The following is a 12,272-nucleotide window of genomic DNA, read 5'->3' on the forward strand; positions in this document are numbered from 1 at the left end:
CGGCCAGTGTATCGATCCAGGAAACGATCAGCGCAATACCGTTGACAACAGCATTGCGCTGCCGTTCACTCCTCCACAACAAACAAGCCAGCGGGTCAGCCCGCCGAGCCGGAGGTTGCTTCGATGGCACACCGCAGCCAACAGGCCGACACCGTTTTCGTGGGTGGCCGGGTCTTCACCGGGGCCGGAACGAGGCCCACCCCGGTGGACGCCGCCGTCGCCGTAGGGGGAGGCCGGATCCTTGCCGTCGCCGACGCGAGCACGGTGTGGTCGCTCGCCGGCGCCGCCACGGAGGTCGTCGACCTGGAGGGCGGACTGCTCGTCCCCGGGTTCCAGGACGCCCATGTCCATCCCGTGGTGGGCGGAGCCCTGATGCTCGGCTGCGACCTGGGTGGGCGGAACACCGCCGAGGGCTGTCTCGCGGTGGTGGCCCAGTACGCCAAGGACCATCCGGACGCGGACTGGATCCGCGGCGGCGGCTGGTCCATGGACAGCTTCCCCGGGGGTACGCCGACGCGCGGCATGCTCGACGCGGTGGTGCCGGACCGGCCCGTCCTGCTCACCAACCGCGATGGCCACGGCGCCTGGGCCAACACCCGCGCACTCGACCTCGCGGGGGTCGGCCGCCGCACCCCCGACCCGGTGGACGGCCGGATCGAGCGGGAGCCGGACGGGACCCCGGCCGGCACCCTGCACGAGGGCGCCGTGGAACTGGTGGCCCGCCATATGCCGATCGCGACACCGGACGAGGCGTACGCCGGTCTGCTCGCCGCGCAGGAGTACCTCTTCTCGCTGGGCGTGACCGGCTGGCAGGACGCCATGATCGGCGCCTTCCCCGGCAACCCCGACAACTTCGATGTCTATCTGCGCGCGGCCCGTGAAGGCTCGCTGCTCGCCCGCGTCGTCGGTGCCCTGTGGTGGGACCGCGAACGCGGTCTGGAACAACTCCCCGAGCTGGCGGAGCGCCGCCGCACCGGACAGGTGGGCCGCTTCAACGCCACCAGCGTGAAGATCATGCAGGACGGTGTGGCGGAGAACTTCACCGCGGGAATGCTGGAGCCCTACCTCGACGGCTGTGGCTGCCCCACCGCCAACTCCGGGCTCAGTTTCATCGAACCCGCCCTGCTCACCGAGGCGGTGTGCGCGCTCGACCGCTCCGGCTTCCAAGTGCACTTCCACGCGCTCGGCGACCGCGCCGTCCGTGAGGCCCTCGACGCGCTCGCCGCGGCCCGCGCCGCCAATGGCGTCAATGACAACCGGCACCACATGGCCCACCTCCAGGTCGTCCACCCCGACGACATCGGACGCTTCGCGAGCCTGGACGTGGCCGCGAACATCCAGGCGCTGTGGGCCGCGCACGAACCGCAGATGGACGAGTTGACGATCCCGTTCCTGGGCCCCGAACGGGCCGCGTTGCAATACCCGTTCGGGGATCTGCGGCGCGCCGGGACCCGCCTGGTCGCGGGCAGCGACTGGTCGGTGAGCAGCCCCAATCCGCTGTGGGGCATCCATGTCGCGGTCAACCGCACGGTGCCGCCGGAGGAGACCCCCGGCGCGCCGTACCCGCCGTTCCACCCCGAGCAGGCCCTGTCCCTGGCCGAGGCGCTCACCGCGTACACCGCGGGCAGCGCCTGGGTGAACCACCTCGACGACGTGACCGGCACGATCGAGGAGGGCAAGTACGCGGATCTCGTGGCGCTCGACCGCAACCCGTTCGCGGGCCCCTCCCAGGAGATCGCCGACGCCCGGGTGCGCCGGACCTATATCGGCGGTCGGCTCGTCTTCGCCGCGACCGACTGACGTATCCCCTCTACTTCACCGAGCCCACCCCGGACGGAGCCAGCCGATGCCCATAGGGAGCGCAGGAACGAGACGACGGACCCGACCATTGCGGCGCACCGTGGGGACCTTCCTCGCGGTGGCCGTGGTGCTCACCACCGGTGCGTGCAGCGGCACCGCGCACTCGGACAACGGCGGCAGCGCGAGTGCCGCGTACCAACTCACGGACCGAACCCCTGCCGCTGCAGGGGCACTTGACTCCTTCAGCTGGTCGATCTTCGCCGAGCCCACCTCGATCGACTACGCCTACGCCTTCGACTACCCGCCCAACCAGATCCTCTCCAACGTCTGTGAGAGCCTGCTGCGCTGGAACCCGGATCTGACGACATCGCCGAACCTCGCGTCCTCGTACCGCAATCCGACGCCCACCACCTGGGTCTACGAGGTCCGCCCCCATGTGCGCTTCCATGACGGGACGGTGCTCACCGCGCACGACGTCGTCGCCTCGCTGCGCCGCCACCTCGACCCGGCCGTGGGCAGCGCCTGGGCCAACTCGTTCCGCAATGTGAAGTCGATCGACCAGTCCGGTGAGCTGGAAGTCACCGTCAGGCTGAAGAGGCCGGACTCGACCTTCAACCAGGAGATGGCGGCTGGCCCCGGCACCGTCGAGTCCGCCGCCACCCTCGCCGAGGAGGGCAAGGACTACGGCAGCCCCAAGGGCGGTGTGAACTGCACCGGGCCGTTCTCGTTCGGGTCCTGGAACCCGGGTCAGTCGCTTGTGCTCAAGAAGTTCGACGGCTACTGGAATCCCCAGCTCAAGGCCAAGGCGCGCCGGGTCGAGTTCGTGTTCCTGAGCGATGCGACGACCCGCGTCAGCGCCTTCCAGAGCGGTGAGGTGGACGGCGGCTGGATGGTCCCCACCGATTCCTACGCCCAGCTCCGCTCGTCCCGGGCGGGAAAGCTCTACTTCGGCCGCAACACCACCGTCGCCGACGAGGTGGTCGGCGATCTCAAGGGCCCGCTGGGCGACACCCGGGTGCGCAGGGCCCTGCTCATGGCCATCGACCGCGAGGGCATCGTCAAGGCGGGCGCCGGCGGAGTCGGCGAGGTAGCCGACTCGCTGGTCACCGACAACGTGTGGAACAGCGCACCCGCCGCGACCCGCAAGGCCCTCCGCAAGGATCTGCCGCGCTACCCGTACGACCCGGCCAAGGCCAAGGAGCTCGCCAAGCAGGCCGGAGTGCGGGGCCGGCGGATCACCATCGCGACCAGCCCGCTCGACTCGCAGTCGACGATCACCACACAGGCTGTCGCCCAGGCGGCCAAGGACATCGGGCTCGACCCCAAGATCGACACGCTTCCCCCGGAGAAGTACTCGACGCTCTTCACCGACCCCGCCGCCCGCAAGGACATCGACCTCTTCCTCACCTTCTGGTACACGTCGATCACCGACCCGCTGGACATGTACACCTCCCTGGAGACCGGCGCGTCCACCAACTACGGGGGCTGGTCGAACAAGGACTTCGACAGGGCCGTCGAGCAGGCCATCGGCACCTACGAACCGGCCGCGCACGCGGAGGCCAACGCGAGGGCGCAGCGGATCGCCCTGCGGGAACTGCCCTGGCTGCCCCTGCACACCCAGCCCGTGAGCGTCTTCCTCGGCAACCGGATCACCGGCGTCCAGCCGTCGATCGCCTACCTGTACTACCCGTGGGCGGCCGAGATCGGAGCGAAGGGATGAATCGCACGGCGACATGGGCGCTCGAGGGTCTGCGCAGACTGGCCGGGATGGCCACGACCCTCCTGGTCACCTCGTTCCTGGTGTTCTCCTCGCTGTACCTGGCGCCCGGCGACCCGGCGAGCTTCCTGGTGCGCGGCCGCAGCGCGAGCCCGCGAGAACTGGCCGAGATCCGGCACCAGTACGGATTCGACCAGCCGTTCCTGGTCCGGTACGGGCACTGGCTGGACCAGGTGCTGCACGGCGACTTCGGCCGGTCCCACATCTTCCACCAGGACGTCGGCTCGGTCATCTGGTCGCGCCTGCCGGCCACGCTGCTGTTGGTCGGGGTGTCGGCACTGCTGATCGCGGTGGTGGGCATCGCGGCGGGCATGGTCGGCGCGCTGCGCCGCGGCACGCGGACCGACTCCGTGCTGATGCTTCTGGTGACGGTGGGGGCCGCCGCCCCCGCCTTCGTCGTCGCGGTGCTGTTGAGATCGCAGTTCGGGGTGCGGCTCGGCTGGTTCCCGACCATCGGCAACGGCAACGGCGTACTCGACCGGCTGCATCATGTCGTGCTTCCGGCGGTGGCCCTGTCGGTGACGTTCATGGCGCTGGTGACCCGGGTGACCCGCTCGGCGATGCTGGAGGAGCTGGGCCGTGAACACGTCGAGGTCTCGGTGAGCCGTGGCACCCCACGGTGGACCGTGATCCGGTGTCATGTGCTGCGCAACGCGCTCGGGCCGATCGTCACCGTCTCCGCGCTCCTGATCTCGGGAATGCTGGTGAGCACCTCGATCGTGGAGACCGCGTTCGGGATGTCGGGCGTGGGATCGCTGCTCGTGCAGTCGGTCAACCAGATGGACTTCCAGGTGGTGCAGGCGATCGTGCTGCTGGTGGTGGCCGCGTTCGTCGTGGTCAACGCCCTGGTGGACGTCGCCCATCCGCTGATCGATCCGCGGGTGGCGGCAGCGGGGAGCGCACGATGAGCGTACGGATCCCAGGCGTGACGCACGGTCCGGTCGCCCGGCTGCGGTCCTTGGGCGGCGGGTGGTCGCGGAACCTGTGCCTGCTGCTTCTGGTCCTGTTCGTCCTGGTCTCGGTGTTCGCGCCGTGGCTCGCGCCGCAGGATCCGACCTACGGCGACCTCGGCTCGGGGCTCGTCGGCCCGAGCGCCGAGCATTGGCTGGGCACGGACCAGGGTGGGCACGACACGTTCTCGGCCCTCGTCGAAGGGAGCCGTACGAGCCTGGTCGGGCCGCTCACGGTGGTGCTGTTCTCCACCGTCACGGGCATCGCGGTCGGCCTGTTCACCGCCTGGCGGGGCGGCTGGGCCGACACCGTGATCGGGCGGCTCATCGACGTCCTGTTCGCCTTTCCCGCACTGCTCGTCGCGATCCTCGCGGTGGCGGTCTTCGGCAAGGGGATGACGGCACCGGTGATCGCCATGTCCCTCGCGTACATGCCCTACACCGCCCGGCTGGTGCGCGGCCTCGCGTTGCAGGAGCGGGCCAGGCCCTATATCGCCGCCTACCGCGTGCAAGGACACTCCGGGATGTTCGTCGCGGTCCGCCGACTGCTGCCGAACATCGGCCCGACCGTGCTCGCCCAGTCGACCGTCAACTTCGGCTACGCGCTGCTCGACCTCGCCGCCCTGTCCTTCCTGGGCCTTGGCGTTCAGCCGCCGACACCCGACTGGGGCGCGATGATCAACCAGAGTCAGGCCGCGGTGCTGCAAGGGCGGCCACTGTCCTCGATCGTGCCCGCAGTCGCGGTCGTACTGGTCGTCGTCGCCTTCAACGTGGTCGGAGAGAACTTCGGCGACCGGCTCGCGGGGAGGGATTCCTGATGGCACTGCTCGAGTACGAGGCCCTGAGCATCGCCCTGCCCGGCATGGCCCGCCCGGTCCTCGACGGCATCGATCTGACCGTGGCCGCCGGTGAGGTCGTCGCCCTGGTCGGTGAATCCGGCTCCGGGAAATCGGTCACCGCCCGCGCCGCCCTCGGCCTGTTCCCCGCGGGGACCGAAGTCGAAGGCCAGGTCCGGGTCGGTGGAACGGATCTGGTGAGTGCCGACGCCACCGGTCTGCGGACCATCCGTACGGCCAAGGCGTCGATGATCTTCCAGGACCCCCGGGCGGGCATCAACCCGGTGCGCCGCATCGGGGACTTCCTCACCGAATCGCTGCGCGTCAGCCACGGCTGGGCCAAGGACCGGGCCAACGCCCGGGCCGCCGAACTGCTCGCCGCGGTCGGCCTCCCGGACCCCGCCCGGCACCTGAGGCAGTATCCGCACCAGCTCTCCGGCGGCATGCTCCAACGCGTCATGATCGCCGGAGCGCTCGCCGGCGAACCCCGGCTGCTGCTGTGCGACGAACCGACCACCGCCCTCGACGTCAGCACCCAGGCCGAGATCATGGCCATCCTGGGAGGGCTGCAACGCGAACGCGACCTGGGCCTGCTCCTCATCACCCACGACATCGAACTCGCGGCCGCCACCTGTGACCGCGTCTACGTGATGTACGCCGGGCGGATCGTGGAGACGGCGCCCACCCCCGAACTCTTCGCAGCGCCTCGCCACCCCTACACCGCGGGCCTGCTCGGCTCCTCCCCTCCCCTGTCGGCGCCGAACGGCCCGCCCGCCCGGCTGACTCCGATCCCCGGGGCCCCGATGGGTCTGCTCGACTCCGCCCCCGGCTGCTCCTTCGCGGACCGCTGCCGCTTCGCCCGGCCCGGCGTCTGCGACCAGTCACCACCGTCCCTGGAGCGGCACGGCACGGGCCTGGTCGCCTGCCACCGCGCCGATGACCTCACCTCCGTACCCGACGCGCTCGCCGCGACGGCGACCGCTCCCAACTCATCCCAGCTGGAGGACGGTTGACCAGCGAGACGGACACGCTGCTCCAAGTGAGCGGTCTGCGCAAGACCTACCGGACGGGAAAGGCGGAGGTCGTCGCGGTCGACGACCTGTCGTTCTCCGTACGGGCCGGCGGCGCGCTCGGCATCGTAGGGGAGTCTGGCTCCGGCAAGACGACCACGGCCCGGATGCTGATCGGCCTCGAACGCCCCGACGCGGGACGGATCCTGGTCCAGGGCGAGCCGCTGACCGCGACCGTACGCGGCAAGGCGGCCCGCCTCGCCCGAGCCAAGGCGGTCCAGATCGTCTTCCAGGACCCGTACCTCTCGCTGGACGCCCGCGTCAGCATCGGCGCGACCATCGACGGGGTGCTGCGCCTGCACGGCCTGACGGACCGGGCGGGCCGGGCCGCCCGCACCAGGGAGCTGCTCGCCCAGGTCGGCCTCGGCGAGCGCGAGGCGGCCGCGCTCCCCCGCGGGCTCTCCGGCGGCCAGCGCCAACGCGCCGCGATCGCGAGGGCGTTGGCCGTAGAACCCGCCGTGCTCGTGCTCGACGAAGCGGTGTCGGCCCTCGATGTATCCGTGCAGGCACAGGTGCTCAATCTCCTGTGGGACATCCGCCGCGATACCGGCATCGGCCTGGTCTTCGTCAGCCACGACCTGGCCGTGGTGCGATACGTGTGCGACGAGGCGCTCGTTCTGTACCGGGGCCGCACGATGGAACACCGCCCCGTCGCGGACCTCCTCAGCGACCCCGGACACCCCTACACACAGCTTCTGCTGGCGTCCGTTCCCCGACCGGGCTGGGACCCCGACTCGATCAGCAGCCGACGCAGGGAGCACAGCAGCTGACGCACCGGCGGTCGCGGGCCCGCCCGCGACCGCCGGTCAGACCCCGAGCTCCCGGTCGATGAGCGCGAACACTTCATCGGCGGTGGCCGCCGCCAGATCCTGCTCGCCCGGGGGCGCATCGGCCTCCTGCGCGGTGGCGGTGTACTTCCATACCAGGGCCTGCAACCGATTCACCAGACCGGCGCGCCGCGGGTCGCCGGTCGGCAGCACGGCCAGTGCGGCCTCGAGCTCGTCGAGGTGTCCGGACACCGGATGTGCCGCGTCGGCCTCCCCAGGGTCCACCTCGGCCAGCAGATGGCCCGCCAGCGTGCGAGGTGTCGGATAGTCGAAGACCACCGTGGTCGGCAGGCTCAGCCCCGTGGCGGCGCGCAGCCGGTTCCTGAGCTCCACGGCCGCGATGGAGTCGAACCCCAGCTCCTTGAACGGGCGGTCCGGCTCGACCGCGTCCGGCGCCGGATAGTGCAGTACGGCCGCCACATGGGCGCGTACCAGCGCCAGCAGCCGCTCGACCCGCTCGCCCCCGGGCAGGGCGGCCAGCTCCCGCCGCAGCGCCGACGCCTCGTCGGTGCCGGTGTCCGCCGCGGGTCCCCGCGCGGCCTCGATGGCCTGGCGGGCGGCCGGGACATCCTCGAAGAGCCTGCTGGGACGGGCGAGGGTGAACAACGGCGCGAAGCGCTCCCATGCCACATCGGCGATGGTGACGCCCGGATCGTCGTGGTCGAGCACCTGGCGCAGTGCGGTCAAGGCCGGCCGGGGGTCCAGCGGGGACAGGCCCTGCCGCCGGGCGCGCTCGGTGTGCGAGGTCGTCGTCGCGTCCGCTGCCTCACCGCCGTACGGCAGGTCCCACAGCCCCCACGCGATCGAGACGGCGGACCCGCCGTCGGATCGGTCGCGCCGGGCCAGCGCGTCGAGGCAGGCGGCGGCGGCCGCATAGGAGCCGTGGTCCTTGCTGCCCCAGGACGCGGCGACGGTGGAGAAGTAGACCACGGTGTCCTCGGGGCCCATGCCGCAGAGTTCGTCCAGGTGGCGCCCGGTGTCGTCCAGATGGGCGCGGATCTCCTGGGCCAGCCGCCGCGGGGTGAGCTCCATCAGCGGGGCCAGCTCACCCGAGGCCGAGGTGTGGATGATGGTCCCGATCCGTCCGCTCGCCTCCGCCACGCGCTCGACGAGGCGCGCGGTGTCCTCCCGGTCGGCGGGCGCGTGGTCGGCCACGGTGAGTCCGGTGCCGAGTGCGTCGAGTTCGGCCCTCAGCTCCACGGCGCCGGGTCCACCGCCACCTCCCGGGCACAGCATCACGATGTGTTCCGCCCCGTCTGCGGCCAGGTGGCGGGCGACCTGGGCGGCGGGCCCGTCGGCGGTTCCGGTGATGAGCACGGTGCCCCGGGGCCTCCAGGTGCGCCGCGCGGCACGGCCGCCGATCGGGTCGGGGACCAGCCGACGTACGTACGCACTGGCCGGGCGCAACGCCACCTCGTCCTCGCCCCGGGCCCCGGTGAGCACGGCGCGCAGCCGCTCCGCGTCGAGGGTGTCCGGGCTCGTCGGCAGGTCCACCAACCCGCCCCATCGGTCGGGGTGTTCGAGGGCGGCCACCCGGCCGAGCCCCCACAGCTGGGCCTGGTGGGGTGCGTCCAGGGGGTCGGAGTCGTCGATGGCGACCGCGCCGCGGGTGGCGCACCACAGGGAGGCGGTGACGGCGGCGTCCACCAGCGCCTGGAGCAGGGTGAGCGTACCGGTCAGGCCAGGGGCCACGCCGGGCAGCGGCGGCGCGTCGGCGTCAAGGGCCAGCAGCGACAGGACGCCCGTCGGTGGCGGCTCCTCGGCATACCGGGAGCGCAGCAACTCGGCGAGCTCCTCGCGATCGGTGTCCTCGGCCACCTCCAGCCGCCGCACCTGGCCGCCGTCCGCGCCCAGCGCCCGTACACAGGCGTCGGTCCAGCCGCCGGAGGTGCCCTTCGGGTGGACCACGAGCCAGGAGCCCCCGGCAGCGGGAGCGGCATCGGTGACGGGCCGCCACTCGACGCGGTAGCGCCAAGTGTCCACGGCGGAGCGCTCACGCCGGGCGCGGCGCCATGTCGAGAGCGCGGGGAGCACAGTGCCCAGCGAGGCCCGGTGGCCGGTGTCGTGCGGGAGGCTCAGCGTCTCGGAGAGCGCGCTGAGGTCTTCTCCCTCCACCGCGGCCCAGAACCGGGACTCCTCCTCGTCCGCCGCGGGCCGGGTGTCGAAGGACACCGAGTCGGCCAGCCAGTACCGCTCCCGCTGGAAGGCGTAGGTGGGCAGTTCGACGGTGTGCGGGGCGGCGGGGCCGGTGGGGTGGAGGGTGGTCCAGTCGACCGCGACGCCCGCCGTGAAGGCCAGCGCGAGGGACTCGATCAGCCGCACCGGGCCACCGTGGTCGCGCCGGAGCGTGGGCACGGTGACCGCCTCGGCCCCGGCCTCCTCGAAGCTCTCCTGCATGCCGACGGTCAGTACGGGGTGGGTGCTGCTCTCGATGAACACGCGGTGGCCATCGGCCAGCAGCGCCCGAACGGTGTCGGCGAACCGCACCGGTTCACGGAGGTTGGCCACCCAGTAGCCGGTGTCCAGCGTGGTGGTGTCGATCCGGCCGGCGGTGACCGTGGAGTAGAACGCCACCGTGGACGCGACCGGTCGGACACCGGCCAGGGCCTCCGTCAACTCGTCGGCGATCTCGTCCACCTGGGGGCCGTGCGAGGCGTAGTCCACGTCGATCGGCCGGGCCCGGTCGCCCGCCTCCTGACACGCCGCCACGGCGTGCGCCACCTGCTCGGGCGGCCCGGAAATCACCGTGGACGCGGGGCCGTTGACGGCCGCCACGCCCACGGCCGCCGTCTGCTCGCCCAGCCCGGCCAGCAGTTTCTCGGTCCGCTCGCGGCTCACTCCCAGAGAGGCCATCGCCCCGCCACCGGCCAGCCGCCGCAACGCCTTGCTGCGCAGCGCCACGACCTTGGCACCGTCCTCCAGCGACAGGGCCCCGGCCACCACGGCCGCCGCGATCTCGCCCTGGCTGTGCCCGATCACCGCCGCTGGACGTACGCCATGGCCGGTCCACACCGCGGCGAGCGACACCATCACGGCCCACAGGACGGGCTGCACCACATCGACACGGCCCAGGTGGCCCGCCCCGTCGGCGCCGCGCAACACATCGGTGAGGGACCAGTCGACGTACGGCGCCAGGGCACGTTCACACTCCGCCACGCGGGCGGCGAACACGGGTGAGGCGTTGAGCAGTTCGGCGCCCATGCCCGCCCACTGCGAGCCCTGACCGGGGAACACCAGCACCGGGCCCAGCCCCCCGGCCACGGCGGCGCCACCGGGGTGGACCAGGGCCGGGTGCGTCCCGCCGGTGGCCAGTGCCTCCACGGCCGCCATCAGTTCCTCGCGGGTCTCGCCCACGGCCACGGCCCGGTGGTCGAACACCGAGCGGGTGGTGACCAGCGACCAGCTCACCTCGGCGATGGACGGCCCTGAGTCGGCGGCCATCCGCCGGGCGAGCGCGGCGGCCTGCCCCCGCAGGGCCTGGGCACTACGGGCGGACAGCACCCAGGGCACCACCGCCGTCGCCACCGCGGCCGTCGCCACGGGAACGCGATGGGCGGGCTCCTCCTGCCCGCGCTCCTCCTGCCCGGGCTCCTCCTGCCCGGCAGGCGGACTCGGCTCGGGGGCCTGCTCCAGGATCAGATGGGCATTGGTGCCGCTGATCCCGAACGACGACACCCCGGCCCTGCGGGGGCGCTCACCCCTCGGCCACGCCACCGGTTCCGTCAGCAGCCGCACCCCGCCGCCTTCCCACTCCACATGCGAGGTCGGCTCATCGATGTGCAGGGTCACCGGCAGCGTCTCGTGGCGGAGCGCCATCACCATCTTGATCACACCGGCCACCCCGGCGGCCGCCTGGGCATGGCCGATGTTCGACTTCAGCGACCCCAGCCACAGGGGCCGTTCACCGGGCCGGTCCCGGCCGTAGGTGGCCAGCAGCGCGTGTGCCTCGATCGGGTCGCCGAGGGAGGTGCCCGTGCCATGGGCCTCCACCGCGTCGACCTGATCGGCGGCGAGCCGTGCGTTGGCCAGGGCCTGGCGGATCACCCGCTCCTGCGATACGTCATTGGGCGCGGTCAGTCCGTTGCTGGCACCGTCCTGGTTGACGGCCGAGCCCCGGATCAGGGCCAGCACCCGATGGCCGTTGCGCCGCGCGTCCGACAGCCGCTCCAGCAGCACCAGGCCGACGCCCTCGGAGAAGCCCGTGCCGTCCGCAGCGGCCGCGAAGGACTTGCAGCGGCCGTCCGGGGCCAGCCCGCGCTGCCGGGAGAACTCGGCGAACGCGGTGGGTGTGGTGAGCGCGGTGACCCCGCCCGCGAGCACCAGATCGCATTCGCCCTGGCGCAGCGCCTGGCCCGCCAGATGCATGGCCACCAGCGACGACGAACACGCCGTGTCCACCGTCACCGCCGGGCCCTCCAGACCGAAGGTGTACGCCACCCGGCCGGAGACCACGCTGGTGAGGCTGCCGGTCGTGGCATAGCCCTCGAAGCCCTGCGGCACCTGGGGCATCCGGGACAGATAGTCCTGGCTTGACACGCCCGCGTACACACCGGTCCGGCTGCCCTTCATCGTCATCGGGTCGACGCCAGCGCGCTCGAACAGCTCCCAGGCCACCTCGAGCAGCAACCGCTGCTGCGGATCCATCGCCAGGGCCTCGCGCGGGCTGATCCCGAAGAACTCCGCGTCGAAGCGGTCGGCGCCGTCCAGGAATCCGCCGTGCCGGACATAGCTGGTGCCGGGGTGGTCGGGGTCCGGGTGGTAGAGGCCCTCCAGATCCCAGCCGCGGTCGGTGGGGAACGCGGTGATGCCGTCGCCACCGGAGGCCACCAGCTCCCACAGCTCCTCGGGGCAGCCGACCCCACCCGGATAGCGGCAGGCCATGCTCACGATGGCCACCGGCTCCTGCAACCGCTCCTCCATCTCGCGCAGCCGCTGACGGGCCTGCCCGAGATCCACCGTGACCCGCTTCAGATACTGGCGGAGTTTCTCTTCCGTACCCGACATCAGTCCTC

6 protein-coding genes and 1 pseudogene are annotated in these 12,272 nt (G+C 72.0%); 6 read left to right on the top strand and 1 reads right to left on the bottom strand.

Annotated elements, in window-relative coordinates:
- The first annotated feature begins 123 nt into the window (after positions 1 to 123).
- The 6 genes from ACMTAK_RS07055 to ACMTAK_RS07080 all read left to right on the top strand — a co-directional run bounded on the left by ACMTAK_RS07055 (position 124) and on the right by ACMTAK_RS07080 (position 7,203).
- Positions 124 to 1,800, top strand: coding sequence for an amidohydrolase (locus tag ACMTAK_RS07055; protein WP_413805373.1), 1,677 nt, complete (start codon positions 124 to 126; stop codon positions 1,798 to 1,800).
- An 88-nt stretch (positions 1,801 to 1,888) separates the two neighbouring features.
- Positions 1,889 to 3,520 (top strand): ABC transporter substrate-binding protein, encoded by a 1,632-nt coding sequence (locus ACMTAK_RS07060; RefSeq protein ID WP_413805374.1) that lies wholly within the window; start codon positions 1,889 to 1,891, stop codon positions 3,518 to 3,520.
- Positions 3,517 to 4,485 (top strand): ABC transporter permease, encoded by a 969-nt coding sequence (locus ACMTAK_RS07065; protein WP_413805375.1) that lies wholly within the window; start codon positions 3,517 to 3,519, stop codon positions 4,483 to 4,485. Before ACMTAK_RS07060 ends, ACMTAK_RS07065 begins: the two co-directional genes overlap by 4 nt.
- Positions 4,482 to 5,345, top strand: coding sequence for an ABC transporter permease (locus ACMTAK_RS07070; protein ID WP_413805376.1), 864 nt, complete (start codon positions 4,482 to 4,484; stop codon positions 5,343 to 5,345). The genes ACMTAK_RS07065 and ACMTAK_RS07070 overlap by 4 nt, the downstream gene beginning before the upstream one ends.
- Positions 5,345 to 6,376, top strand: a complete 1,032-nt coding sequence (locus tag ACMTAK_RS07075; protein ID WP_413805377.1) for an ABC transporter ATP-binding protein — start codon at positions 5,345 to 5,347, stop codon at positions 6,374 to 6,376. Before ACMTAK_RS07070 ends, ACMTAK_RS07075 begins: the two co-directional genes overlap by 1 nt.
- Positions 6,373 to 7,203 (top strand): ABC transporter ATP-binding protein, encoded by an 831-nt coding sequence (locus ACMTAK_RS07080; RefSeq protein WP_413805378.1) that lies wholly within the window; start codon positions 6,373 to 6,375, stop codon positions 7,201 to 7,203. The genes ACMTAK_RS07075 and ACMTAK_RS07080 overlap by 4 nt, the downstream gene beginning before the upstream one ends.
- 36 nt (positions 7,204 to 7,239) lie before the next feature.
- On the opposite strand, the pseudogene ACMTAK_RS07085 reads toward ACMTAK_RS07080, so the two are convergent.
- A pseudogene (locus ACMTAK_RS07085) lies at positions 7,240 to 12,264 on the bottom strand (type I polyketide synthase); the annotation flags it as partial.
- Positions 12,265 to 12,272: the final 8 nt, after the last annotated feature.

This window comes from Streptomyces lacaronensis (assembly GCF_047337785.1).
In the GTDB taxonomy this organism is placed as follows: domain Bacteria; phylum Actinomycetota; class Actinomycetes; order Streptomycetales; family Streptomycetaceae; genus Streptomyces; species Streptomyces lycopersici.